The sequence below is a fragment of the Enterobacter cloacae complex sp. 385G4 genome (assembly GCF_057320665.1).
On sequence record NZ_JBXWDD010000008.1, the window covers coordinates 82116 to 107195 of the forward strand.

Consider the following 25080-nt stretch of genomic DNA (forward strand, 5'->3'; position numbering starts at 1 on the left):
ATGTGGGGAATTATCGCTACCTGGCGAATGGCGCTTGAAGGGGTAACGGAATCTGCGTCTGCCCTGGCGGCGGGAAAACCGGTCGCTACGGCGGTGGTTGATGCCGTCGCCGCCGTCGAAGACTTTCCGTTTTATAAATCCGTCGGCTACGGCGGGCTGCCGACCGAAAACGGCGAAGTCGAGCTGGACGCGGCATTCATGGACGGCGACACGCTGGCGTTCGGTGCCGTGGGGAACCTGGTGGATATCGCCAATCCGGTGCGCGTGGCGCACGCGCTCAGCCGCCAGCGCTACAACAGCCTGCTGGTCGGCCAGGGCGCGCGTGAATGGGCGCTAAGTCAGGGCTTTGCCGACAAAAGCATGCTCACCGAACGCGCCATGCAGCACTACCGCAAACGCTGCCGCGAGACGCTGGATAAAGGCTTAAGCCCGTACGACGGACACGACACCGTCGGCATTATCGGCCTCGATAAGAAGGGGTCGATGAGCGTTGCCACCTCCACCAGCGGCCTGTTTATGAAAAAACGCGGCCGCATCGGGGATTCGCCGATTATCGGCTCCGGCTTTTACTGCGACAGCGAAACCGGCGCGGCCACCGCTACGGGCGTCGGTGAAGATCTGATGAAAGGCTGCACGAGCTACGAAATCGTTCGTCGCATGGCGCAGGGTATGACGCCGCAGCAGGCGGCAGACTCCGTGGTGTTCGAACTGGAGGACAAACTGATGTCACGCTTTGGTCGCGTAGGCGATCTCTCCGTGGTGTGCATGAACAACAGGGGCGAATTTGGTGCCGCCACCAATATCAAAACCTTCTCGTTCGTGGTGGCGACGGCTCGCCAGCCCCTCACCGTTTTTCGTACCGAGCGACTGCGGGAGAAAACCCACTTTCATGCCGTGGATGAGGAATGGATGCAGGCCTACGCCGCGCGGATCCGCGCACCGATTGAGGAGTCATGATGATTACGTATCAGTTTATCACCGCGTTTTCTGACGCAAAGCCGCGAAGCCATTTAATCGCCCGCGTCTCCTGTGCACAGTTGCCGCAAACCGCGCTTGTTGCGGAAATGCGCGACTCTGACGGCATCGCGGACACCTGCTTTGGCTGCGCGCCCTTTGCGCGCATCACCCTGCTGCCGGATGCGCTCTGGCATGACGCGCTCACTGAAGGCCTGCTTGCCGCCCTGCGACCGCTGATTGCCTCTCCCGTCAGCGCAGATATCGTGCTGGACGTGACGGATATCGACGAGGTGGTGCTGGCGCAGGTGCTGCGTTTTCTTTTTAATCAGGCGCACAGGCTGAGCGATTTACAGCTGAAAAAAACCAGTGAGTGCGTTCGTATTAAGCACATCACCGCCCTCTGCCTGCCGGAACAGCAGGCAAAGCTGGAAACAATTTTCCGCCAGCAGCAGGCCATCGCTCACGGCATGGTCGCAGCGCGTCGCCTGGCGGATATACCGTCCGATCGCTGTACGCCGCAGTTTATGGTCGAAGAGGCGCAAAAACTGTGTGCCGCCTACCCTGCCCTGCGCTGCGAGGTGCTGAACGAAAAGGCTATCGTTGAGCAGGGTCTTGGGCTGCTGAACGCCGTCGGCAAAGGGGCGACCTGCCCGCCACGTCTGCTGGCTATTCATTACGACGGCGTTTCTGACGGCCCGGTGCGCTGCTACGTAGGTAAAGGCATTACCTTCGATACCGGCGGCCTGTGGCTGAAGGAAGGCGCGGGCATGTACACCATGAAATACGACATGTGCGGTGCGGCCAACGTGCTGGGGCTGATGCTGACCGTAGCAGAGCTGGCGCTGTCCGTACGCATCATGGGCGTGCTGGCGCTGGCGGAAAACGCCATCGGCCCGGACGCCATGCAGCCCGGCTCGGTAGCAACGGCCTGCAACGGCATGACGGTTGAAATCAACAACACCGATGCCGAAGGCCGACTGGTGCTGGCGGATGCCATCGCCTGGGCCAGCCAGCGCAATCCGCAGGCGCGCTATATCATTGATATGGCGACCTTAACCGGTGCGGTGGTGAAAGCGCTGGGGTATGAGTTGAGTGGATTAATGACGCAGGACGAGCCGCTGCGCGCCGCGCTGACGCAGGCGGGAAAACGGAGCGGTGACGAAGTGTGGTCCCTGCCGCTGGATGCGCGGCTGAAAAAGCAGACCGACAGCGCGATTGCCGATCTGTGCAACACGCCAACCAACAATGCGGCAATCAGCGCCTCTGCGGCGTGGCTGCTGCACCATTTTTGCCCGCAGACGATCCCGTGGGCGCATCTGGACATCAGCGGCACGGCGCTGTGGCGCGAGAACGGCAGGAGCGTGGCGTCGGGAAGGCCGATTCCGCTGCTGGTGGAGCACTTGCTGGGGGATCTTTAACCGGGTGACGGCTGCGCCTTACCCGACCTAAAAGGGGAGCGGTTTTCGTAGGCCCGGTAAGGCGTAGCCGCCACCGGGCAAAAAACTCAAAGCTTAAGAATATCTTTCACAAACGGAATGGTCAGCTTGCGCTGGGCGGTAATGGAGGCGCGATCGAGCTGATCGAGCGTATCAAACAGGGTGCGCATCTCGCGGTCCAGACGCTTGAGCAGGAAACGGCCCACGTCTTCCGGCAGCTCAAAGCCGCGCTGCTTTGCTCGCAGCTGTAACGCCTGCAGCTTATCTTCATCTGACAGCGGCTGGAGCTTGTAGATTTGCCCCCAGTCCAGACGAGACGCCAGATCCGGCAGCCCAAGATTAAGCTGGCGCGGCGGACGATCGCCGGTGATCAGCAGCCGGGTTTTGCCCGACTCCAGAATGCGGTTGTAGAGGTTAAAGATCGCCATTTCCCACGGCTCGTCCCCCGCCACGCATTCGATATTATCGATGCAGACCAGCGAGAGATGTTCCATGCCCTCAAGCACTTCAGGCACAAACCAGGTACGTTTATCCAGCGGCACGTAGCCGACCGCATCGCCGCGCGCCGAAAGCTCGGCACAGGCCGCATGCAGCAGGTGACTGCGCCCCGCGCCTTCGCGTGACCAGATATAGATGTATCCGCTGTGATCCTGACGCAGCACGTTTTGCAGTGCAGCCAGTAAAGAGGGGTTATCACCCGGCCAGAAACTCGCAAAAGTTTCGTCGTCAGGGAGATAGAGTGGCAGAGAGAGCTGTGCCGGTCCGTTCAGAAATACCTCAACCAGAGATCTTACATAAAATCGGCGATGAGTTTAACACGGAACCTGTCAGGAGAGAACCGGGCGATCCTTCGCCCAGTTAATGGATCAGTGTGGGGCTTTTTCGCTTTCGTCAGCGTCCAGGACCACCTCTTCCGGGCGGATCACCGAGATCAGCTTGAAAATCAGGCTCAGGCCCACGCCCACGATGGTAGCCAGCGCCATGCCCTTCAGCTCGGCCGCACCGATGTGCACCTTCGCGCCGCTCACGCCGATGATCAGGATAACGGAGGTCAGGATCAGGTTTTGCGCCTTGCTGTAATCCACTTTGGATTCAATCAGCACGCGAATACCGGAGGCACCGATCACCCCGTACAGCAGCAGGGAAACGCCGCCCATTACCGGGACCGGGATAATCTGGATCGCTGCCGCCAGCTTGCCCACGCAGGAGAGCAGAATGGCGATGATCGCCGCGCCGCCGATAACCCAGGTACTGTAGACGCGGGTAATCGCCATTACGCCGATGTTTTCACCGTAGGTGGTGTTTGGCGTGGAGCCGAAGAAACCGGAGATGATGGTGGAGAAACCATTGGCAAACATGGAGCGGTGCAGACCCGGGTCGCGGATCAGGTCGCGCTTCACGATGTTCGCCGTCACCACCAGGTGGCCAACGTGCTCCGCAATTACCACCAGCGCGGCAGGCAGAATGGTGAAAATGGCGAACCATTCAAAGCGTGGGGTGTAGAAAGTTGGCAGCGCGAACCAGTGCGCCTCGGCAATCGGGGTGGTATCCACAACGCCCATGACGAAGGAGAGCGCGTAGCCCGCCAGCACGCCGATCAGGATCGGGATAATCGCCATAAAACCGCGGAACAGCACGGAGCCAAATACCGTCACGCCCAGCGTCACCAGCGAGATGATAATGGTTTTGGAATCCGGGGACTGACCGTCCGCAGGCAGCAGACCGGCCATATTCGCCGCCACGCCCGCCAGCTCCAGGCCGATGACGGCAACGATTGCGCCCATCGCCGCAGGCGGGAACATCACGTCCAGCCAGCCGGTACCCGCTTTCTTCACAATGAAGGAGACCAGGCAGAACAGCACGCCACACATGATAAAGCCGCCCAGCGCCACTTCATACCCCAGCGGCAGCAGCAATAACACCGGCGAGATAAAAGCAAAGCTCGACCCCAGATACGCCGGGATTTTGCCTTTACAGATAAAGAGGTACAGCAGCGTCCCGATGCCGTTGAACAGCAGCACGGTAGCCGGGTTAATGTGAAACAGGATTGGCACCAGCACGGTTGCGCCAAACATAGCGAACAGGTGCTGCAAACTAAGCGGGATCGTCTGTAAAAGCGGCGGTCTTTCACTCACCCCGATAGCACGGCGCGTCATAGTGTTTTCCTCTGAGTAGTATCGTTGTTGGTGTTTTATTCAAAAAAAAGCCGACTATCAAAGTCGGCTTATTTATCGTTATTCGATTATTTCGTACCAAAGATCTTATCGCCGGCATCGCCGAGCCCCGGAATGATGTACCCGTGCTCGTTCAGGCCCTGGTCGACAGACGCAGTATAAAGTTCAACGTCCGGGTGCGCTTTTTCCAGCGCCGCGATACCTTCCGGCGCCGCGACCAGTACCAGCACCTTAATGCTGCTGCATCCGGCTTTTTTCAGCAGATCGATGGTGGCGATCATCGAACCACCGGTCGCCAGCATTGGGTCAACCACCAGCGCCATACGCTCGTCGATGTTAGAGACCAGCTTCTGGAAGTAAGGGACCGGCTCAAGCGTCTCTTCGTTACGGTAGATACCGACCACGCTGATGCGCGCGCTCGGTACGTGCTCCAGCACGCCTTCCATCATGCCAAGACCGGCACGCAGGATAGGCACTACGGTAATTTTCTTACCTTTGATCTGCTCAACCTGCACCGGGCCGTTCCAGCCTTCGATGGTCACTTTTTCCGTTTCCAGATCGGAGGTTGCTTCGTAGGTCAGCAGGCTGCCCACTTCAGAAGCCAGTTCGCGAAAACGCTTCGTGCTGATGTCATGCTCACGCATCAGGCCCAACTTGTGTTTAACGAGTGGGTGTTTCACTTCCACAATCTTCATTCTCTTTCTCCTCTGAGGTGGCATCCGCAAAAAAATCGCGGGATTATACCGCTTTTTTCGGATTGCGCCATACCCAACTTGCTTGACGTACATCAATCAAAAACAAAAAAACCGGAGGCTGGGCTCCGGCTTGGGTGCGGGGTCTTGCCCGGTGGCGCTGCGCTTACGCGGGCCTACGTGTATTGTAGGTCGGGTAAGCGTTAGCGCCACCCGACAATTAGAGGTTATCGCCGTTGCTCGCAATCACCTGCTTATACCAGTCGAACGATTTCTTCTTGCTGCGGTTCAGGGTGCCGTTACCTTCGTTATCTTTATCGACAAAGATAAAGCCGTAGCGTTTTTTCATTTCGCCCGTTCCGGCAGACACCAGGTCGATACAGCCCCACGGGGTATAGCCCATCAGATCCACGCCGTCTTCCACCACTGCTTTTTTCATCTCGCGGATGTGTGCGGAAAGGTAATCGATGCGGTACTGGTCGTTCACCGTGCCGTCGCTCTCCTGCACGTCGATCGCGCCAAAGCCGTTCTCAACGATAAACAGAGGCAGCTGATAGTGATCCCAGAACCAGTTCAGGGAGTAGCGCAGCCCGACCGGATCAATCTGCCAGCCCCAGTCGGATTTCTGCACGTACGGGTTGGAGACCAGGCTCTTGCTTTCGTCGTAGTCCAGCGCCGGGTTATCTGCCGTCGCTTTGGTGGCGAAAGACATGTAGTAGCTGAACCCGATGTAATCCACGCAACCCTGCTTCAGCGCGTCTTTATCTTCTTCGGTGATATCCAGCGCGAAGCCGCGACGCTCGAAGTAGTTGAGCAGATGCTGCGGATATTTGCCGCGCACGTGAACGTCGGTAAACCAGTAGCGACGGTGCATGGCGTTCATCGCCATCATCATGTCGTCCGGCGCACAGGTCAGCGGGTAGATGGGGCACATGGCAATCATGCAGCCGATCTGCAGCGACGGGTTAATCTCGCGGCCCGCCTTCACCGCCAGGGCGCTGGCCACCAGTTCGTAGTGCGCCGCCTGGAACATCACCGGCTCGCGGTCTTCGCCCGGCGCGTACTTCAGCCCGGAGTTGGTAAATGGCGCAAAGTCTTCGTGGAAGTTGGCCTGGTTGTTGATCTCGTTAAAGGTCATCCAGTACTTCACTTTATGCTGGTAGCGCTCAAAAACGACCTTCGCGAAGCGAACAAAGAAGTCGATCAGCTTACGGTTGCGCCAGCCGCCGTATTCCGTCACCAGGTGGAACGGCATCTCAAAGTGGGAAAGCGTGATAACCGGTTCGATGCCGTACTTCAGGCATTCGTCGAACAGATCGTCATAGAATTTGAGGCCCGCCTCGTTCGGCTCCAGCTCGTCGCCTTTCGGGAAGATACGCGTCCAGGCGATAGAGGTACGGAAGCATTTGAACCCCATCTCGGCAAAGAGTTTGATGTCTTCTTTATAACGGTGGTAGAAATCGATAGCCTCATGGTTAGGGTAGTTTTTCCCCTCCAGCACGCCGTTGGTGATTTCACGCGGCACGCCGTGGGCGCCCGCGGTCATGACGTCGGCAACGCTTACGCCCTTACCGCCCTCTTTCCAGCCGCCCTCAAGCTGGTGAGCTGCAACGGCCCCACCCCACAGAAAATCTGCTTTGAATCCTGACATTCGCTTTCCCTCATTCTGCGTTATTTTCTGCAAAAACAATTACAGAAACCGGTTTCAGTTCGATGATGTGCAAAGGGGATATTCGTTGCAAGCAGATCGCCGAAACCGGTTTCATTTTCGTGAACGGAGTCAAGTTTGGCTGCATTTGCGGGCTATACAGAAAAAAAGATCCCCACGTCCAGAATAGGCTCGCAAACGTTTGCCTGGACTGTTAGAATTGCGCCGATTTTTCTTACTAGCTATGCAATCGCGTGGGGATTTAAGCCGTGACCAACAAAACTTCTCTCAGCTACAAAGATGCCGGTGTTGATATTGACGCAGGTAATGCGCTGGTTGACCGAATCAAAGGTGTGGTGAAGAAAACCCGCCGCCCGGAAGTGATGGGTGGTCTGGGTGGATTCGGCGCACTGTGCGCGCTGCCGCAAAAATATCGTGAACCTGTTCTGGTCTCGGGTACTGACGGCGTAGGCACCAAGCTGCGCCTGGCGATGGATTTAAAACGTCACGACACGATCGGTATCGATCTGGTTGCGATGTGTGTGAACGACCTGGTGGTTCAGGGCGCAGAGCCGCTGTTCTTCCTCGATTACTACGCGACCGGCAAACTGGATGTGGATACCGCAGCCAGCGTCATTAACGGTATCGCCGAAGGCTGTCTGCAGTCCGGCTGTGCGCTGGTGGGCGGTGAAACCGCTGAAATGCCGGGCATGTACCACGGCGAAGATTATGACGTCGCGGGCTTCTGCGTCGGCGTAGTAGAAAAATCAGAAATTATCGACGGCAGCAAAGTGGCCGATGGCGATGTGCTGATCGCGCTGGCCTCCAGCGGCCCGCACTCTAACGGCTACTCTCTGGTGCGTAAAATCCTCGAAGTAAGCGGCTGCGATCCGCTGACCACCGAGCTGGACGGCAAACCGCTGGCTGACCACCTGCTGGCCCCAACCCGCATCTACGTGAAAAACGTGCTGGAGCTTATCGAGAACGTTGACGTTCACGCTATTGCTCACCTGACCGGCGGCGGCTTCTGGGAAAACATCCCGCGCGTGCTGCCGGACAACACCCAGGCGGTGATCGACGAATCCTCATGGCAGTGGCCAGCCGTCTTTAACTGGCTGCAGACTGCGGGCAACGTGAGCTCTCACGAAATGTACCGCACCTTTAACTGCGGCGTGGGCATGGTTATCGCCCTGCCGGCAAGCGAAGCGGATAAAGCGGTTAAGCTGCTGACCGAGAAAGGTGAAAACGCGTGGAAAATCGGTACGATTAAAGCCTCCGATTCCGAACAGCGTGTGGTCATTGAATGAAAAACATCGTGGTGCTCATTTCCGGCAACGGAAGCAATTTGCAGGCCATCATAGACGCCTGCAAACAGAAGAAAATCAATGGCACCATTCGGGCAGTTTTCAGCAACAAGGCCGACGCGTTCGGCCTTGAGCGCGCGCGGGAAGCGAACATTCCCGCTCACGCGCTGGAAGCCAGCCAGTTCGCCGGACGTGAAGCCTTTGACCGCGAGCTGGTGCAGGAGATTGACGCCTACGCGCCCGACCTCGTGGTGCTGGCGGGCTATATGCGTATTCTGAGCCCGGCCTTCGTCGAACACTACGCCGGTCGACTGCTGAATATTCACCCTTCCCTGCTGCCAAAATATCCCGGCCTGCATACCCATCGTCAGGTGCTGGAAAACGGTGACGAGGAGCACGGTACCTCCGTCCATTTCGTGACCGACGAGCTGGACGGTGGCCCGGTGATCCTGCAGGCGAAAGTCCCGGTCTTTGACGGCGACAACGAAGACGACGTGACCGAACGCGTGCAGACGCAGGAGCACGCCATTTACCCGCTGGTGGTAAGCTGGTTTGTCGACGGGCGTCTGGAGATGCGCGACGGCGCAGCCTGGCTGGACGGTGTGAAGTTGCCCCCGCAGGGTTATGCGGCCGAAGAGTAGTTTGCTATGTCGGGTGGCGCTTCGCTTACCCGATATTCCCTCCCCCAACCCGCTAAATTCCCCAACAAAAAAAATAACTGTCATACTTTTCTGGCACTGTTGGACATATCGTGGAAATGCTCGCCATAATAAGGACGAGACGGATTTACCACGTCCTGTGATTGAACTGGAGTGTGAGCTGTAATGGGTCAGGAAAAGTTATATATCGAGAAAGAGCTAAGCTGGTTAGCATTTAACGAACGTGTACTCCAGGAAGCGGCAGACAAAAGTAACCCGCTGATCGAACGCATGCGTTTTTTAGGCATTTATTCCAACAACCTGGATGAGTTCTACAAGGTTCGCTTTGCCGAGCTGAAAAGACGCATCATCATCAGCGAAGAACAGGGCTTAAACTCGCACTCGCGGCATCTGCTGGGCAAAATCCAGTCCCGCGTGCTGAAAGCCGATCAGGAATTTGACGGCCTGTATAACGAACTGCTGCTAGAGATGGCGCGCAATCAAATCTTCCTGATTAACGAACGTCAGCTTTCCGTTAACCAACAAAACTGGCTGCGCCACTACTTTAAACAGTACCTGCGCCAGCACATTACCCCGATTCTCATCAACCGCGAAACCGATCTGGTGCAGTTCCTGAAGGATGACTACACCTACCTGGCGGTGGAAATTATTCGCGGTGAATCCATCCGTTATGCCCTGCTGGAGATCCCGTCCGACAAGGTGCCGCGCTTTGTGAACCTGCCGCCGGAAACGCCGCGCAGACGCAAGCCGATGATCCTGCTGGATAACATCCTGCGCTACTGCCTGGACGACATCTTCAAAGGCTTCTTCGATTACGATGCGTTAAACGCCTACTCGATGAAGATGACCCGTGACGCCGAATATGACCTGGTGCACGAGATGGAGGCCAGCCTGATGGAGCTGATGTCCTCCAGCCTGAAACAGCGCCTGACGGCTGAGCCGGTGCGCTTTGTCTATCAGCGCGACATGCCGGACGCCATGGTGGAGATGCTGCGCGAGAAGCTGACCATTTCGCGCTATGACTCCATCGTGCCGGGTGGCCGTTACCACAACTTTAAAGACTTCATTGGCTTCCCGAACGTTGGCAAAGCCAATCTGGTGAACAAACCGCTGCCGCGCCTGCGTCATATCTGGTTCGATAAATTCCGCAACGGATTCGACGCCATCCGCGAGCGCGACGTGCTGCTCTACTACCCGTACCACACCTTTGAACACGTGCTGGAGCTGCTGCGTCAGGCCTCGTTCGATCCGAACGTGCTGGCGATCAAAATCAACATCTACCGCGTGGCAAAAGATTCCCGCATCATCGATGCGATGATCCACGCGGCACACAATGGCAAAAAAGTCACCGTGGTGGTTGAGCTGCAGGCGCGCTTCGACGAAGAGGCGAACATTCACTGGGCGCGCCGCCTGACGGAAGCGGGCGTGCACGTGATCTTCTCCGCGCCGGGTCTGAAAATTCACGCCAAGCTGTTCCTGATCTCCCGTAAAGAGGGTGATGACGTGGTGCGCTATGCCCACATCGGCACCGGGAACTTTAACGAAAAAACCGCGCGGATTTATACCGACTACTCGCTCTTAACCGCTGACGCCCGCATTACCAACGAAGTGCGCCGGGTGTTTAACTTCATCGAAAACCCGTACCGCCCGGTCAGCTTCGACTATCTGCTGGTCTCACCGCAGAACTCGCGCCGTCTGCTGTACGATATGATCGATAAAGAGATTGCCAATGCCCAGAATGGGCTGTCGTCCGGCATCACGCTGAAGCTTAACAACCTGGTCGATAAAGGGCTGGTGGACAGGCTGTACGCGGCGTCCAGCTCCGGCGTGCCGGTTAACCTGCTGATCCGCGGCATGTGCTCGCTTATTCCGGAACTGGAAGGCATCAGCGACAATATTCGCGTTATCAGCATCGTTGACCGCTACCTGGAGCACGATCGGGTCTATATTTTCGATAATGCGGGCGATAAACAGGTTTATCTCTCTTCGGCAGACTGGATGACGCGCAATATTGACTATCGAATTGAAGTCGCGACGCCGCTGCTGGATCCGCGTCTGAAACAGCGTATCCTCGACATTATCGAGATCCTGTTCAGCGATACGGTGAAGGCGCGCTATATCGACAAAGAACTCAGTAACCGCTACGTACCGCGCGGCAACCGCCGTAAAGTGCGGTCACAGCTGGCGATTTACGACTATATCAAATCACTCGAGCAACCCGATTAACCTATGCCGATAAATGATAAGACCCCACGCCCGCAGGAATACGCCGCGGTCGATCTTGGCTCTAACAGTTTTCACATGGTCATCGCCCGTGAGGTGGATGGCGCGCTGCAGATCATCGGTCGTCTGAAGCAGCGCGTACACCTGGCGGATGGGCTTGATGAGCGCAGCATGCTCAGCGAAGAGGCGATGGAGCGCGGTTTAAACTGCCTGTCGCTGTTTGCCGAACGCCTGCAGGGCTTCTCGCCCTCCAGCGTTTGCATCGTGGGCACCCACACGCTGCGCCAGGCGCTGAACGCGCCGGAGTTCCTCAAGCGGGCCGAAAAAGTGATCCCCTACCCGATTGAGATCATCTCCGGTAACGAGGAGGCGCGTCTGATTTTCATGGGCGTTGAACATACCCAGCCGGAAAAAGGGCGCAAGCTGGTGATCGACATCGGCGGTGGTTCTACGGAGCTGGTGATCGGCGAAGACTTTGAGCCGCGCCTGGTGGAGAGCCGTCGCATGGGCTGCGTCAGCTTCGCGCAGATGTACTTCCCCGGCGGCACCATTACCCGTGAAAACTTCCAGCGGGCGAAAATGGCTGCGATCCAGAAGCTGGAGAATCTGGCCTGGCAGTACCGCATTCAGGGCTGGAACGTGGCGCTGGGCGCGTCGGGCACCATCAAGGCGGCGCATGAAGTGCTGCTGGCGATGGGTGAAAAAGACGGTTTTATTACGCCTGAACGCCTGACCCTGCTGACCGAAGAGGTGCTGAAGCATAAAAGTTTTGACGCCCTAAGCCTGCCGGGGCTTTCCGACGAGCGTAAGGCAGTCTTCGTGCCGGGCCTGGCTATTCTCTGCGGCGTGTTTGACGCCCTGGCGATTAAAGAGCTGCGCCTTTCCGACGGCGCGCTGCGTGAGGGGGTGCTGTATGAGATGGAGGGCCGCTTCCGCCATCAGGACATTCGCAGCCGCACCGCACAGAGTCTGGCCAACCAGTACAACATCGACCGCGAGCAGGCGAAGCGCGTGCTGGAAACCACGGTGCAGATGTACGAGCAGTGGCAGGAGCAGAACCCCAAGCTGGCGCACCCGCAGCTTGCCGCGCTGCTGAAATGGGCCGCGATGCTGCACGAGGTGGGGCTGAACATCAACCACAGCGGGATGCACCGCCATTCAGCGTATATTCTGCAAAACAGCGATCTGCCCGGCTTCAACCAGGAGCAGCAAACCATGATGGCGACCCTGGTGCGCTATCACCGTAAAGCCATCAAGCTCGACGATCTGCCGCGCTTCACGCTGTTTAAGAAAAAGCAGTTCCTGCCGCTTATTCAGCTGCTCCGCCTGGGCGTGCTGCTGAACAATCAGCGTCAGGCCACCACCACACCGCCGACGCTGAAGCTGAAAACCGACGATCACCACTGGACGCTGAGCTTCCCGCACGACTGGTTCAGCCAGAACGCGCTGGTCCTGCTGGACCTGGAAAAAGAGCAGCAGTACTGGGAAGCGGTCACCGGCTGGATGCTCAAAATCGAGGAAGATAGCGCCGACGTCGCCGCGTAACGGCTCAGGCGTCCGCCGTGGACGCCTCTGCTTCCAGCAGTGACTCAAGCGGTGCCGGTCTGCCAATCAGATAGCCCTGCACATAATCAATGCCTAGCGCGTGCACCGCGCTACGTATCTCTTCGGTCTCGACATATTCCGCCACCACCAGCATCTTCTTCATGCGCGCCAGATGACAGATAGAGGCCACAATCTGGTAATCCAGACTGTTGTTGACGATATTGCGGATGAAATCGCCGTCGATTTTGAGAATGTCCGCATCCACGCTTTTCAGCCGCGCATAGCTCGCATAGCCGGTACCAAAATCATCGATAGCAATGCGTACCCCCATTTTCTGCAGCTGCCGCAGGATGTGGAGCCCCTGCTCCGCGTTGCAGAAGGTGCTGCACTCCGTCACTTCAAAGATCAGCTGCCACGGCTCAATGGCATATTTCGCCAGCAGGCGACTCACCTCAAGCGGGAACTGCACCCGACACACCGTTGAAGGGGCCAGATTAATGGCAAAGCGCTGGCCGGGCAGCCGTTCGCGATGCGCGGCGAGGAAGCGCAGCGTATGCTCCAGCACCCACAAATCCACCCGCGAAGAGAGACCAAACTCCTGGGCTATCGGCAGGAATTGTTCAGGGGAGATCAACAGCCCGTTTGCATCAGTCATCCGCAGCAAGACCTCATGATACCTATCGCCACGCAGGCCGCGTACGGGCTGAACGAGCAGCGTGAATGCGTTGTTATCCAGCGCACGCTGCAGGCGACTCATCACCGCGACTTTATCCTTCAGGCTGCGCTGCAGATGGACGGCGCCGCGCTGCTGAAGATTTTCCGGGTGGTTAGAGGAGAGCGACAGATCGGCCACCACCCCCAGCTCACCCAGCACCAGATAGAGGTGGTTAACCGGCGAACGTACATAGCAGTAGCTCACCCCCACCTGCGGCTGCAGCGGCATGCCGTCCCAGACAAAGCGGAACTGCTTGATGTGCTCGTCCAGGGTTTCAATCCGCTGCTGGTGCGATTCGGCGTTAAGGCGAACCGCCATGTCACAGCCCGTCAGGTGATAGACCTGCTCATTGGGCTGGAGCGTGCCGTTAACCCATTGCGCCAGCTGCTGTTTGTACTGAATGCGCAGTAACACGCCATAGTTACGGCCCAGAATTTCAAGCTCCGGAACGCGGAGTAAACAGAGCGCCGACCACGGGTTTTTTGCCAGATCTCGCGAAAGCGCCCGCAGGTTAGGCATATGCAGAACCGGGTCGAGCAGCGCCAGCCTGCGGGAGCGTTTGTTCACCGCCCGCTGCCGGGTCGCCAGCATCGACATGTAAATCACCACAAACGAGAAGACCAGATAGCTGGAAGAGGTGATTGCCAGCTGAATGTCGTACCCCTGGTTCACGGGGATATAGCGGTAAAAATAGTGAATAGACACCAGCAGTATCGGGATCCAGATAAGCGAAATCAGCTTATAGCCAAAGCGCATCGCTCCCCAGAGCATCACCGGCATCAGCAGCGACAGGGTGTAGTTAGTGGTGAAAATCGAACTGTTTTCATTCATCGGCAGCAGCAGGAGCGAAAGCAGCCCGGCAAGCGCAATGGCCCAAATCAGAAACTCAGCGCGCGTCACCTTTTTGTCTATCTGGGTACGGATCTGCGAGATGAGGCTTTTGAGATAGCGCGGATGACGAATCAGGCGGATCAGCAGATAACTTAACGGCACGCCCGTCAGACCGCTGACCAGCAAGGCCTGATAGTTGATCAGCGTGCGAATGTTGAGGGGGTTAAGCCCTGCCAGGCTCTGGCGACTCTCATACACGCCCAGATACACCGCAAACTGGAACAACAGCAGAAACAGCGTCGCGGGGCAGAAGGCCTGCCAGAAGATGCGCTGCGCCATCAGCCGTACGTCGCCGTACGCCGTCATATTGCGTCTGGGCGCAAACACCCGGTAGCCGCCCCAGCTAAGCACTATAGGGACAATAAAATGGAGCACGCCGGCGACGGTTTCAAACATTCCGACCGACGGGTAATAGCGGATAAACAGCGACAACACGATCCCGGGAAGGGCTTCCAGACCAAAAAACATCATCAGCGAAAGCAAAAACGAGAGCGGTAAATAATAAAGTGCCGCTATCCCGTCGCCCAGGTGCGTGAACGTATTCGCCACGCTCAGTACGGGAAGTAAAACCACCGGTAAAATAAGCGGCAATACCCACCAGCGGTGTTTATTCTTTTTCAGGAAAGCAAAAATGTTCATAGATGCCCGGTTAACCCCCTTTTTCTCCAGAAGGAAAATAATGACAGGCATCCAACCTGACCTGGCGCCGCCCGGCGACGTGCGGGGCGAACGGTATGGAGGAGGGATTTTAAATATCAGGGCCGGGAATCCGTTGACATAAATCAAACTATTTTACGCAAATAAGCTTTGCGCAGCGTTTTTTTGAAATAATTTTCTTCATATTATCAATATGGTAAATGCAAATATTAATTTCAATAACAATAATTAATGTAAACGTTGACGGTTATTTACACATGACGGAATTGACCCTCTCTTTCCGCTGTGCCTTAATATCCCCGTCGCCCAGAAGGGCATGCCCAGGAAAAAGAAGAGTGAGTCAGGCCACGCGTATGCGCAAACGACACCGTTTTAACACCCGGATGACCCGCATTATACTGCTCATCAGCTTTCTGTTTTTCTTTGGCCGCTTCGTTTACTCTTCCATCGGCGCCTGGTATCACCATCAGGACAAAATCCAGTCGCAGCAAACGGGTCTGGTGGTCGACGCCCCCGTGCGCTAGCCACAACATCGGGCTTCCCTGCCCTTAGCTGTTAAAGCACGAATCCACCGTCAATCGTCAGGCTCGCTCCTGTCATATATCCAGACTCTTCTCCCGAAAGCCATGCGGCAAGCGATGCGATCTCCTCTGGCTGCCCAATGCGTTTCAAAGGGATATGTGCAGTGATCTGCTCTTCCATTCCGGCCGTCATATCCGTGGCAACGGGGCCGGGCTGGATATTGTTGATTGTGATCCGTTTCGGAGCCAGATCCAGCGCCAGGTTTTGCACCATGGCTGCCACCGCAGCTTTACTCATCGCATAAACGCTACTTCCTGCATGCCCGGTTCGCACAGCGGTATTGCTGCCAATGGTGATTATCCTCCCCCCTTCCCTCATTCGCTTAGCTGCCGCCTGGACAGAGAGGAAAACGCCGCGCACGTTCACCGACAGGGTGGCGTCCAGATCGTCCAGCTGATAATCCTCAAGCATGCCCAGCCGCAGTACGCCTGCGTTCACTACGGCAACATCCAGCCTGCCGTAGTGGTTAATCGTGGCATCGACCGCGGCCTGAATCGCCGTTGCGTCAGCGCTATCAGCGTTAATCGCCAGCGCCACCCCGCCCGCATCAGTAATTGATGAGACGAGAGCATTAACCCGGTCCGGGCGTGATACCCATGTCACGGCAACGCGATAGCCTTCCTTCGCCAGCCGCGTCGCTATAGCCGCGCCAATTCCGCGTGCGCCGCCGAAAATCAATGCAACTTTTTCACTCTTCATGATGTTTTCTCCGGGAAGTATCCGCATCGGATGGATGTGCCTGAAGGCACCATGCCAGCAAACGTCTCGTCATGCTCAGACGAAATGTATCGCACTGTATCTCCCCCACCTGGCTTACGCATCGATACAAAAATCCCGCTTAAGCAAACAGACGCGATACATAAAAATGGTCTGCTGTCTCTCGTGACATAAACCCACGAGGAGATACCGAAATGATTCGCCAGCATCTGTTACTTCCTTTACTCGCTCTGACGACTTCCGTCTGCGCCGCGCCCCTGAGCGGCCTCAGCGCCGCCGATGTTAATGGCCCAGCCGCCGTTGCGCCGTTGGCACAGCCGCAGCCGCCCGCAAAGCTGATAGTCGATCCACCGCTTGCCGGGCCGCTAAGCAAAGGCGCGGTGTTTATTCAGTACCGGGCCGAAAACCTTCGCATTGAACCTGTATTCGGGCCCGACGCGCTGAAAGTCACTCCACGCATCGGCCACATCCACGTCGTGGTTGATGACGCGCCGTGGCACTGGGCTGACGCCAGCGGAGAGCCGGTGATTCTGGTGGGTCTGCCCGCCGGTAAGCACAAGGTGACGATTATTCTGGCCGATCCGACGCATAAGCCCCTCGATCACAAAACCCTCGAATTCACCGTGCCGCCACACGCGGCGATCCGCCATTTTTAAGGAGTCTGAAGATGAAAGCACTGTCTGTACTGACAGCAGGCCTGCTGGCGCTTTCGGCTAGCGCTTTTGCGGAGAATAAAACCAGCGTCGTGCTGGTGCACGGCGCGTTTGCCGACGGCAGCAGCTGGAATAAGGTGATTACCCGGCTGCAAAAACACCATACCGAGGTCATCGCCGTTCAGCTCCCGCTTACGTCGCTAAAAGATGACGTAGCGGCCACCCAACGCGCCATCGCCCGTGCTAAGGGGGACGTCGTGCTGGTCGGTCACTCCTGGGGTGGCACCGTGATTAGCGAAGCGGGCAACGATGCACGGGTCAAATCGCTGGTTTACGTGGCGGCGTTCGCGCCGGATTCCGGCCAGTCGACGGCAGAGCTGGCGAATACCTTCCCGGCCCCGCCCGGAAGTGCAGGCATCGCTAAAACGGCTGAAGGTTACTTATACCTGCCGACCGAAGCCGTCAGGAAGGATTTCGCACCGGATGTCAAACCGGCTGAACAACTGACCATCGCCGCCACGCAGGGGCCAATTAAAGCCGATGCATTTGGCGAAAAGGTCATTCACGCCGCGTGGCACAATAAGCCGAGCTGGTATGTGGTGAGTGAGAATGACAGGATGATTAACCCCGCGCTTGAGCGCGCAATGGCGAAAACGATCCACGCGAAAACCACGCGGGTCGCGGCGAGTCACGTGTCGATGGTGAGCCAGCCAGAGGCCATCGCCCGAACGATTGAGCAGGCGTTAGAAGCAAGGTAAGCGTTTCACAGGCCGGGTAAGCGCAGCGCCACCCGGCAAAAAAGCCGCTTCAGCGGCTGCCTGTGGCGGGATAATCCTGATTAATCCACGCATGGTCCTCTTCCCAGGTGAACATCCATTTGCGCACCGGACCGGCCATCACGTTGAGGTAGTAGCTGTCATACCCGGCCATCGTCGCCACCGGGTGATACCCCTTCGGCACCATCACCACGTCACGGTTGTAGACCGCCATACACTCATCCAGCGTTCTGTCGTCGGTGTAGACGCGCTGCATGCAGAACCCCTGCTCCGGGTTGAGGCGATGATAGTAGGTCTCCTCCAGGTAGGTCTCCTGCGGCGGGTTATCCGTGTCATGCTTGTGGCTCGGGTACGAGCTGGTACAGCCCTCGTTAGTCCAGACCTCCACCACCAGCAGGCTGTCGGCGGGCTTGTCTTCCGACAGGATGTTGTGCACGTAGCGCTGGTTGTGCCCCTTGCCGCGCGCTTCAGCGTCGATATCCTGCGGCGCAATCAGCCGCGTCGGATACGTGCCTTTGCCGGGGGCGGCGCAGACCGCCAGCTCGAGCCTCGTCAGCGCCTTCACTTGCACCGTCTCTTGCGGAGTGACGTACACCGCCCACGGCTTGATGCGCTCGAACGGGCTCATCCGCTCGCCGATGTCGTTAAACTGCGCGGAAGGCGTGCTGATGGAGGCGCGCCCGGCGACCAGCACCAGACAGCGCTCTTCGCTGACGGCGGGCAGCGTCAGCGTCTGCCCCTCCTGCAGCTCATACGCCTCAAACCCGACGTATCCCCACCCTGCGCGTTCCGGCGTGACGGACTGAGTGCGCCCCTCCGCGTTCGGCTGTTGCCAGCGTGATAACAGACGTGACATGTCACCTCCTCAAATCAGCCCGGCGTCGCGCGCCAGACGGCTCAGGTTGTTATACCCCAGACGGGCGTAGGTCAGCGGATGGGCAACCGCCGGGTCCTGCTCCGCCTCCACCACCAGCCAGCCGTGATAGTCCTGCGCCTTCAGCAGCCGCATAATCGGCGGGTAATCCACGCAGCCGTCGCCCGGCACCGTAAACACGCCGCTCAGTACCGCATCAAGGAAGCTGGTTTTGCGGTTTTTCACGTCCGCCAGCACGTCGGCGCGCACGTCTTTGCAGTGAACGTGGTTGATGCGCGACGCCCAGCGCTGCGCCACCGCCAGCGGATCGGCCCCGGCAAAGGTCAGGTGACCGGTGTCCAGCAGCAGTCCCACCGCCTCTCCGGTGTGGGTCATCAGGTTGTCCACGTCGTCGGCGGACTCAATCACCGTGCCCATATGATGATGGTAAGCAATCTGGACTCCCTGCTGCTGCGTGTAGCGGGCAAATTCGGTGAGCTTCTCGCCGTACTCCTTCCAGCGCGCCTGAGGGAAGCGCGGACGCAGATGCACCGGGGTCTGCTGCTCGCCGTGAATGCAGCCGCTCACTTCCGCAAAGACCAGCACCTTCGCCCCCAGCTCGCGCAGCAGCGTCAGGTGCGGCTGCACGGCGGCGATCTCCTCCTCCACGCTGCGCTCCAGCAGGCGGCCGGAGTACCAGCCGGAGACCAGCTGCAGGTCGTGGCGCTGCAAAATCGGGCCAAGCAGGCGCGCTTCACGCGGGAATTTGTTGCCCAGCTCAAAGCCGGCAAAACCGGCCTCTTTCCCTTCGCTCAGGCAGGTCTCCAGCGAGGTTTCCGCGCCGAGGGAAGGCAGATCGTCGTTCGTCCACGTCAGCGGGTTAATGCCTAATTGCACACTCATTGTTATCTCCATTATGCGTGTCCGCGCTCGCGCCACCAGGCGATAAGCTGCAGATAGTTGTCCCGGATGCGCGCTACCAGCTGCGCATCGTCAATATCGTGCTTCAGCCACGCGCGGGAGGCGTCGCCAAACAGCGTGCGCCCCACGGCGAAGCCTTTAACCAGCGGCTGCCCCGCTGCGGCCTTGAAGCCAGCGCGCAGCTGTTCCGCCGGAGCGTCCAGACCGAGGATCACCACCCCGCGGCAGTGCGGGTCCCGGCGTTCGATAATCTCGCCGAGCGCCGTCCAGCCGTCGGCGGAAAGCGGCGGCAGCTTCCACCAGTCCGGGTAAATGCCCAGGTTGTAGAAGCGGGAAATGGCGCGCAGGTAGAGCTCGTCGCTGCGCGGCATGCTGGCGGGCAGGATCACCTCCAGCAGCAGCTCGTGCCCGGACCGGCAGCAGGCGTGGTACACCTCAGCGATTTTCTGCTCCTGCTCCAGGCGCAGGCCGTGGGCGTCTTCCGGGTGGAAGAAGACCAGGCACTTCACCACGTGCTCCTGCGGCCAGCTGATAAGCTGGGTGCCGATATTGCCGTGCTCCATCTCCAGCGGCCGGGAGCCCGGCAGCTCAATGGGGCGACCAATCCACCACCCTTCCCCGGTGATCGCGTTCAGCGCGTCCTGACCAAAGGTGCCGTCGCACAGCAGGCCGGCTTTGCCCTCAAGCCCGGCGCGGCTCGCCGCCTCGCGGCTGGCCTGCAGGATCAGCTGCTTCAGCGCCGGAATGCGCTTAAGCGACGCGCCGCACTGCATCGCCATATCCTCAAGCTGGCTGCGGTGATCGAAGGCCATCACGCACAGCTCCGGCCACTCGCGGCGGCGGGTGGTCACCCGGTGGAGATGGTTAAGACGCGGGTCAAGATCCGGGCGCGACACATCCGCAGCGCGGGAGAGATAGTCATCCAGCTCGATTTTGCTCGGCATCGCCGGGGCGCAGCCGTGGCGCGAGACCACCAGCGCGCCACAGGCGTTGGCGTAGCGGCACGCCTGCTCCCAGCCCTCGTCGTTCAGGTAGCCGCGCAGCAGGCCGGACATAAACGCGTCCCCCGCCCCGAGAACGTTCAGCACCTCCACGCGCACGCCGGTCACCGTCAGGCCGTCGTCCAGCCGGGACGGAATGGCGTCGGTATAGACCGAGCAGCCCAGCGCGCCGCGCTTGCAGACCAGCGTTGCGTGACTCACGTCGCGCACCTGCCCCAGCGCCTGCAGCGTATCCGTGCTGCCGCCCGCAATGTGGAACTCCTCTTCGGTGCCGACAATGACGTCGAAGAGGTGCAGTACCTCCTGCAGCTCGCGGGTGACCTGGTCGGCGGCGATAAAGCGCGTTTCGCCGTCGCCTAAGGAGGTGAGCCCCCACAGCACCGGACGGTAGTCGATGTCCAGCACCGTGCGCACGCCGTGACGGCGGGCATAGCCCAGCGCCGTCAGCACCGCCTCACGGGTCTGCGGATGAGAAAGATGGGTCCCGGTGATGGCAAGACAACGTGCGGAGGCAATGTAGCTTTCGTCCACATCGCTGGCGGTAATCGCCATATCCGCGCAGTTATCGCGATAAAAAATCAGAGGAAAGGTGTCCCGGTCTTTAATGCCGAGTAGCACCAGCGCCGTGAGGCGCTCTTTATCGGTAATCAGATGGCTGGTATCGCAGCCTACCTGGTTGAGCTCTTCGCGCAGGAAGCGGCCCATATGTTCATCGCCGACGCGCGCCAGCATCGACGAGCGCAGGCCCTGGCGCGCGGTGCCGTACGCCACGTTGCCGGAGGATCCGCCAAGGTATTTGGCGAAGCTCGACACGTCCTCCAGGCGGGCACCAATCTGCTGACTATAGAGGTCTACCGCCACGCGGCCCATGCATATCACATCAAACTGCTTTTCCACGTTGATACCTCATCAGACAATGTCGTTCACGTTCAGCCAGCGGCCTTCCCGGTGCGAGAGCGCAATCGCGTCCAGCACGCGCGACACCTTCCAGCCCTCTTCGAAGTCCGGCCACATCGGCGCGTCGGCGGCAATCCCGTCCACCAGGTCGCGCACCTCCACCGTTTTTTGATCGTTAAAGCCAATTCCGTGGCCTGCGCCCATGCAGAACGCGGCGTAGTCCGGGTGCGCCGGGCCGACGAGCAGCGTGCGGAACCCCTGACGGTTCACCGGATCGTCATGCAGATAGAGCTTTAGCTCCGCCATGCGCTCCTGGGTGAAGCTGATGGCGCCCTTCGTCCCGGTGATCACGTACGAGAGCCCCATCTTGCGGCCGCAGGCGACGCGGGAGGTTTCAATGACACCCTGCGCCCCGCCCGCGAAGCGCACCATCGCGTGGGCCTGATCCTCGTTTTCCACCGCAATCATCTCTGACGATCCGGCCTTCGCCGGGCGCGCCGGGACCACGATCTTCAGATCGCCGCAGACCTGCTCAATATCGCCCACCAGGTACTGAGCCATATTGACGATATGCGCCGCGAGGTCGCCCAGCGCCCCCAGCCCGGCGGTCTCTTTAAAGCAGTGCCAGTGGATGGGCGACAGCGGGTCGGCCATATAGTCTTCGTTGTGGGTGCCGTAGAAGTGGATCACCTCGCCAATCTCGCCGCGGGCGATAATCTCCTTCGCCAGCTGCGCCGTCGGGTTCTTCATGTAGTTGAACCCCACCAGCGTTTTCACCCCGGCCCGCTTCGCGGCGTCGACCATCTCGCGCGCATCGTGGGCGTTGAGCGCCAGAGGCTTCTCCGAGTAGACGTGCTTGCCGTGGCGGATCGCCTCCAGCGCCATCTCTTTATGCAGGTGGTTGGGTGAGCAAATATCCACCACGTCAATGGCCGGGTCGGCCACCAGCGCCCGCCAATCTCCCGTTGAACGGTTAAAGCCAAACGCCCGGGCGCGCTCTGCCGCCAGCTCCGGCGTGACTTCCGCCACCATCTCGCGCACCAGCCTGCCGCGCAGGTTGAACACCGTCGGGGCCTGGGCATAGGCGATAGCGTGCGCCTTGCCGATATACCCGGTGCCAATCAATCCAATACGAACCTCTTTCATCACGATCCTCACAGTGCGCCGCGACGGCTCTTGGCGTAGGTATCAAACGCCACCGCCAGAACGATAATTAACCCGGTGATAATCTGCTGGTAGTAGGCCGAGACGTTCATCAGCACCAGACCGTTAATCAGAATACCCATGATGATGGAGCCGATAATGGTGCCGCCGATGCGCCCGTAGCCGCCCATCAGCGAGGTGCCGCCAATCACCACCGAGGCGATGACGCGCAGCTCAAAGGAGATCCCGGCCACCGCCTCGGCGCTCCCCAGACGCGCGCTCAAGATGAAGCCCGCCAGCCCGGCCAGACAGCCAATCAGCACGTAGACGCTGACGAGCACGCGCTTGACGTTCACCCCCGCCAGGCGCGCCGCCTCCGGGTTGCCGCCGATGGCGTAGACGAAGCGGCCCCAGCGGGTTTTATGCAGCGCCAGATAGCCGCCGACGGCGACGATGGCGAAGATCCAGATCGGAATGGAGATGCCGAGCAGCTCGCCGCGTCCCCACCAGCGGTAGCCCTGATCGAAACCGGCGATCGGCGCGCCGTCGTTGATCACCAGGGTCAGGCCGCGCCAGATGGTCATCCCGCCGAGGGTGACGATAAACGGCGGCAGACGCAGGCGGGTGACACCCAGGCCGTGCAGGAAGCCAATCGCCGTGCCCATCGCCAGACAAATCCCCAGCCCGATCAGCCAGCTCATGCCGCCCCAGGCGTTCGGGTCGACGGTGGTGAAGTTATCGCCCTTAATGACGTACGCCGCGGTCATGGCGCACACCGCCAGGATGGAGCCCACGGAGAGGTCTATCCCGGCGGTCAGAATGACGAAGGTCATCCCCACGGCCATGATCCCGTAGATGGAGACTTCGGTCAGGATGTTGAAAATATTGCGTTCAGAGAAAAAGTTACTGTTCTGCGACTGAAAGAAGATCAGCAGCAGGATCATGAAAATCAACACCCCGAAGCGCTCGAAGAAGGCGATGGGATCGATGCGTCCGGCGCGTTTGACCGGGGCCTGCGTTTTAGAAATCATCTGCGTCATGAGAAACTCCGTTATGCCGCGTTCAGGGCGTTGTGGTTGATGGCCATCATCGTCATCAGCCGTTCTTCGTTAGCGTCGTCACCGTGGATCTCGCCGGTCACCCGGCCTTCGCTGAGGGTGATGATCCGGTCAGACACCGCCATCACTTCAGGCAGATCGGAGGAGATCACGATCACCGCCACGCCCTTTTTCGCCATGTCAAACAGCACCTGGTGCACTTCCGATTTGGTCCCCACGTCAATGCCGCGCGTCGGCTCATCGACGATCAGCACCCGCGGGTTGAGCGCCATGCAGCGCGCGAGGATCACCTTCTGCTGGTTACCGCCGGAGAGCTTGCGCACCTCCTGCGCGCTGTTGACCATTTTGATCTGCAGGGCCTGGCGATAGGACTCAATCAGATCGTCCTCTTTACGGGTGTTCACGAACCAGCGCCACTGCAGCAGTGAGGATAGGCACGAGAGCGACAGGTTGTCGCGAATCGACAGCCCGAGCACCGCCCCCTCTTTTTTACGGTCTTCGGGCACCAGCGCCACGCCCTGGTCGAGGGCATACAGCGGGTCGCGCGGCTGGTACGGCACGCCGTCCAGCTCAAAGCTCCCGGAAGTAAAGGCGTCTGCGCCAAACAGGCAGCGGGCCACCTCGGTGCGTCCCGCGCCCACCAGCCCGGCAATGCCCAGAACTTCCCCGGCATGGACGTGGAAGCTGATGTCGTGCAGGGCGATGCCATGCGGATCCAGCGGCGGCTTTTCGCGGCTTAGCCCCTTCACCGCCAGGCGGACAGGTTTGTCCTGATGATGGGTTTCGCTGGCGGGGCGACGGTTAAAGGCCACGTCGCGCCCGACCATCAGGCGGATCAGCTGTTCGACGTTGGTCTCCGCTACCGCGCCAGTGCCGGTGAAGCGGCCGTCCTGAAATACGGTGAAGCGATCGCAGAGCTGGAAAACTTCGTGCAGGCGGTGGGTAACGTAAATAATGCTCACGCCGCGGTTTTTAAGCTCCCGCACCACGCGGTGCAGGCTTTCCACCTCGCTGTCGCTCAGCGCGGCGGAAGGTTCGTCCATGATGATCAGGCGAGCGTTGAGGGTCAGCGCCCGGGCGATCTCCACCATCTGCTGCTGGGCGACGCTCAGACGAGCGACAGGCGTGGTCGGCGCAACGTTTAGCTGCAGGTAATCGAGAATGACCTGCGCCTCCTGATTTACCGCCCTTTCGTCGACGATCAGGTTCCGTTTACGCGGCTCGCGCCCGAGAAACATGTTTTCCGCGACGGTCATGTTGGGCAGCAGGTTGAATTCCTGATAGATGGTGATAATGCCCTTGTTCTGCCGTTCCACCGGGGAGTCGTCCACCGGCAGCATTTCGCCGTTGAACCAGATATCCCCGCGGGTTTGCGGCTGCGCGCCCGCAAGCGCCTTCAGCAGCGTGGATTTTCCCGCTCCGTTTTCCCCCAGCAGGGCGTGGATCTCGCCCGCGCCGACGGTCAGCTGGGCGCTGCTTAGCGCCCAGACGCCGGAAAAGCTTTTTGCCAGGTCGGTCACTTTCAGTAAGGGTTGCGACATCGGTCTGCTCCTCCTCATGTTGAGCCGCCAGAGGCGG

Annotated in this window: 21 protein-coding genes; 9 read left to right on the forward strand and 12 right to left on the reverse strand. The window is 59.1% G+C overall.

Annotated features, from left to right (window positions below; all coding sequences use genetic code 11):
• The gene (locus AC2FAJ_RS18570; protein WP_485454394.1) at window positions 1-957 is read left to right on the forward strand and encodes a glycosylasparaginase; all 957 of its coding nucleotides are present in this window, start codon (window positions 1-3) and stop codon (window positions 955-957) included.
• On the forward strand, window positions 957-2375 hold the full coding sequence (locus tag AC2FAJ_RS18575) for a leucyl aminopeptidase family protein (RefSeq protein ID WP_485454416.1): 1419 nt from the start codon (window positions 957-959) through the stop codon (window positions 2373-2375). Before AC2FAJ_RS18570 ends, AC2FAJ_RS18575 begins: the two co-directional genes overlap by 1 nt.
• Before the next feature lie 86 nt (window positions 2376-2461).
• Here AC2FAJ_RS18575 and AC2FAJ_RS18580 read toward each other — a convergent pair whose 3' ends face one another.
• The 4 genes from AC2FAJ_RS18580 to AC2FAJ_RS18595 all read right to left on the reverse strand — a co-directional run bounded on the left by AC2FAJ_RS18580 (window position 2462) and on the right by AC2FAJ_RS18595 (window position 6910).
• A complete protein-coding gene (locus tag AC2FAJ_RS18580; protein ID WP_211438414.1) occupies window positions 2462-3163 on the reverse strand; it encodes a DnaA inactivator Hda in 702 nt (233 codons plus the stop codon).
• Between the two features lie 96 nt (window positions 3164-3259).
• A complete protein-coding gene (uraA, locus tag AC2FAJ_RS18585) occupies window positions 3260-4549 on the reverse strand; it encodes a uracil permease (protein WP_017692944.1) in 1290 nt (429 codons plus the stop codon).
• An 86-nt stretch (window positions 4550-4635) separates the two neighbouring features.
• Window positions 4636-5262 (reverse strand): uracil phosphoribosyltransferase, encoded by a 627-nt coding sequence (gene upp, locus AC2FAJ_RS18590; protein WP_003860560.1) that lies wholly within the window; start codon window positions 5260-5262, stop codon window positions 4636-4638.
• Window positions 5263-5479: 217 nt separating this feature from the next.
• A complete protein-coding gene (locus tag AC2FAJ_RS18595) occupies window positions 5480-6910 on the reverse strand; it encodes a 6-phospho-beta-glucosidase (protein WP_163333170.1) in 1431 nt (476 codons plus the stop codon).
• A 266-nt stretch (window positions 6911-7176) separates the two neighbouring features.
• On the opposite strand from AC2FAJ_RS18595, the gene purM reads away from it, so the two are divergent.
• The 4 genes from purM (at window position 7177) to ppx (ending at window position 12638) form a co-directional block, all read left to right on the forward strand.
• On the forward strand, window positions 7177-8214 hold the full coding sequence (purM, locus tag AC2FAJ_RS18600) for a phosphoribosylformylglycinamidine cyclo-ligase (RefSeq protein ID WP_008501643.1): 1038 nt from the start codon (window positions 7177-7179) through the stop codon (window positions 8212-8214).
• Window positions 8211-8852 carry a phosphoribosylglycinamide formyltransferase gene (gene purN, locus AC2FAJ_RS18605; protein ID WP_028014032.1) on the forward strand — a complete coding sequence of 214 codons (642 nt, stop codon included), beginning with the start codon at window positions 8211-8213 and terminating at the stop codon, window positions 8850-8852. The genes purM and purN overlap by 4 nt, the downstream gene beginning before the upstream one ends.
• Window positions 8853-9035: 183 nt before the next feature.
• Complete coding sequence (gene ppk1, locus AC2FAJ_RS18610) at window positions 9036-11096, forward strand: polyphosphate kinase 1 (RefSeq protein ID WP_041908755.1); 2061 nt, start codon at window positions 9036-9038, stop codon at window positions 11094-11096.
• Window positions 11097-11099: 3 nt separating this feature from the next.
• Window positions 11100-12638, forward strand: coding sequence for an exopolyphosphatase (ppx, locus tag AC2FAJ_RS18615; protein WP_028014034.1), 1539 nt, complete (start codon window positions 11100-11102; stop codon window positions 12636-12638).
• Between the two features lie 4 nt (window positions 12639-12642).
• On the opposite strand, the gene AC2FAJ_RS18620 is transcribed toward ppx, so the two are convergent.
• Complete coding sequence (locus tag AC2FAJ_RS18620) at window positions 12643-14883, reverse strand: EAL domain-containing protein (protein WP_485454395.1); 2241 nt, start codon at window positions 14881-14883, stop codon at window positions 12643-12645.
• Window positions 14884-15254: 371 nt separating this feature from the next.
• Between AC2FAJ_RS18620 and AC2FAJ_RS18625 the strand changes: the two genes are divergently transcribed.
• Complete coding sequence (locus AC2FAJ_RS18625) at window positions 15255-15425, forward strand: YfgG family protein (RefSeq protein ID WP_041911983.1); 171 nt, start codon at window positions 15255-15257, stop codon at window positions 15423-15425.
• A 31-nt stretch (window positions 15426-15456) separates the two neighbouring features.
• Here the strand turns inward: AC2FAJ_RS18625 and AC2FAJ_RS18630 are convergent, their stop codons facing one another.
• Complete coding sequence (locus tag AC2FAJ_RS18630; RefSeq protein ID WP_075206238.1) at window positions 15457-16182, reverse strand: 3-oxoacyl-ACP reductase family protein; 726 nt, start codon at window positions 16180-16182, stop codon at window positions 15457-15459.
• Window positions 16183-16394: 212 nt separating this feature from the next.
• Between AC2FAJ_RS18630 and AC2FAJ_RS18635 the strand changes: the two genes are divergently transcribed.
• Both AC2FAJ_RS18635 and AC2FAJ_RS18640 read left to right on the forward strand, forming a co-directional pair.
• Window positions 16395-16856: a DUF6130 family protein gene (locus AC2FAJ_RS18635; RefSeq protein ID WP_041908752.1), complete on the forward strand. Its 462-nt coding sequence runs from the start codon at window positions 16395-16397 to the stop codon at window positions 16854-16856.
• Window positions 16857-16867: 11 nt separating this feature from the next.
• The gene (locus AC2FAJ_RS18640; protein WP_188246009.1) at window positions 16868-17611 is read left to right on the forward strand and encodes an alpha/beta fold hydrolase; all 744 of its coding nucleotides are present in this window, start codon (window positions 16868-16870) and stop codon (window positions 17609-17611) included.
• A gap of 49 nt (window positions 17612-17660) precedes the next feature.
• On the opposite strand, the gene iolB is transcribed toward AC2FAJ_RS18640, so the two are convergent.
• Genes iolB through AC2FAJ_RS18670 form a run of 6 tightly spaced genes read right to left on the reverse strand, consistent with a single transcriptional unit; the run spans window position 17661 to window position 25043 of the window.
• Window positions 17661-18485: a 5-deoxy-glucuronate isomerase gene (iolB, locus tag AC2FAJ_RS18645; protein ID WP_485454396.1), complete on the reverse strand. Its 825-nt coding sequence runs from the start codon at window positions 18483-18485 to the stop codon at window positions 17661-17663.
• Between the two features lie 9 nt (window positions 18486-18494).
• A complete protein-coding gene (iolE, locus tag AC2FAJ_RS18650) occupies window positions 18495-19385 on the reverse strand; it encodes a myo-inosose-2 dehydratase (RefSeq protein ID WP_045631003.1) in 891 nt (296 codons plus the stop codon).
• A gap of 11 nt (window positions 19386-19396) precedes the next feature.
• Window positions 19397-21301: a bifunctional 5-dehydro-2-deoxygluconokinase/5-dehydro-2-deoxyphosphogluconate aldolase gene (locus tag AC2FAJ_RS18655; RefSeq protein ID WP_045631002.1), complete on the reverse strand. Its 1905-nt coding sequence runs from the start codon at window positions 21299-21301 to the stop codon at window positions 19397-19399.
• Between the two features lie 12 nt (window positions 21302-21313).
• On the reverse strand, window positions 21314-22447 hold the full coding sequence (locus AC2FAJ_RS18660) for a Gfo/Idh/MocA family protein (RefSeq protein WP_151414099.1): 1134 nt from the start codon (window positions 22445-22447) through the stop codon (window positions 21314-21316).
• Window positions 22448-22455: 8 nt separating this feature from the next.
• Window positions 22456-23484 (reverse strand): ABC transporter permease, encoded by a 1029-nt coding sequence (locus AC2FAJ_RS18665; RefSeq protein WP_013098254.1) that lies wholly within the window; start codon window positions 23482-23484, stop codon window positions 22456-22458.
• 11 nt (window positions 23485-23495) lie between these two features.
• Window positions 23496-25043: a sugar ABC transporter ATP-binding protein gene (locus tag AC2FAJ_RS18670; RefSeq protein ID WP_028014046.1), complete on the reverse strand. Its 1548-nt coding sequence runs from the start codon at window positions 25041-25043 to the stop codon at window positions 23496-23498.
• Between the last annotated feature and the right edge of the window lie 37 nt (window positions 25044-25080).

Coding starts and splice junctions, on each gene's coding strand:
- uraA (WP_017692944.1), bottom strand. CDS start 4,549: ATGACGCGCCGTGCTATCGGGGTGAGTGAAAGACCGCCGCTTTTACAG.
- ppk1 (WP_041908755.1), top strand. CDS start 9,036: ATGGGTCAGGAAAAGTTATATATCGAGAAAGAGCTAAGCTGGTTAGCA.
- iolE (WP_045631003.1), bottom strand. CDS start 19,385: ATGAGTGTGCAATTAGGCATTAACCCGCTGACGTGGACGAACGACGAT.
- AC2FAJ_RS18665 (WP_013098254.1), bottom strand. CDS start 23,484: ATGACGCAGATGATTTCTAAAACGCAGGCCCCGGTCAAACGCGCCGGA.
- AC2FAJ_RS18635 (WP_041908752.1), top strand. CDS start 16,395: ATGATTCGCCAGCATCTGTTACTTCCTTTACTCGCTCTGACGACTTCC.
- ppx (WP_028014034.1), top strand. CDS start 11,100: ATGCCGATAAATGATAAGACCCCACGCCCGCAGGAATACGCCGCGGTC.
- AC2FAJ_RS18620 (WP_485454395.1), bottom strand. CDS start 14,883: ATGAACATTTTTGCTTTCCTGAAAAAGAATAAACACCGCTGGTGGGTA.
- AC2FAJ_RS18660 (WP_151414099.1), bottom strand. CDS start 22,447: ATGAAAGAGGTTCGTATTGGATTGATTGGCACCGGGTATATCGGCAAG.
- upp (WP_003860560.1), bottom strand. CDS start 5,262: ATGAAGATTGTGGAAGTGAAACACCCACTCGTTAAACACAAGTTGGGC.
- AC2FAJ_RS18625 (WP_041911983.1), top strand. CDS start 15,255: ATGCGCAAACGACACCGTTTTAACACCCGGATGACCCGCATTATACTG.
- AC2FAJ_RS18640 (WP_188246009.1), top strand. CDS start 16,868: ATGAAAGCACTGTCTGTACTGACAGCAGGCCTGCTGGCGCTTTCGGCT.
- iolB (WP_485454396.1), bottom strand. CDS start 18,485: ATGTCACGTCTGTTATCACGCTGGCAACAGCCGAACGCGGAGGGGCGC.
- AC2FAJ_RS18595 (WP_163333170.1), bottom strand. CDS start 6,910: ATGTCAGGATTCAAAGCAGATTTTCTGTGGGGTGGGGCCGTTGCAGCT.
- AC2FAJ_RS18670 (WP_028014046.1), bottom strand. CDS start 25,043: ATGTCGCAACCCTTACTGAAAGTGACCGACCTGGCAAAAAGCTTTTCC.
- purN (WP_028014032.1), top strand. CDS start 8,211: ATGAAAAACATCGTGGTGCTCATTTCCGGCAACGGAAGCAATTTGCAG.
- AC2FAJ_RS18570 (WP_485454394.1), top strand. CDS start 1: ATGTGGGGAATTATCGCTACCTGGCGAATGGCGCTTGAAGGGGTAACG.
- AC2FAJ_RS18575 (WP_485454416.1), top strand. CDS start 957: ATGATTACGTATCAGTTTATCACCGCGTTTTCTGACGCAAAGCCGCGA.
- AC2FAJ_RS18630 (WP_075206238.1), bottom strand. CDS start 16,182: ATGAAGAGTGAAAAAGTTGCATTGATTTTCGGCGGCGCACGCGGAATT.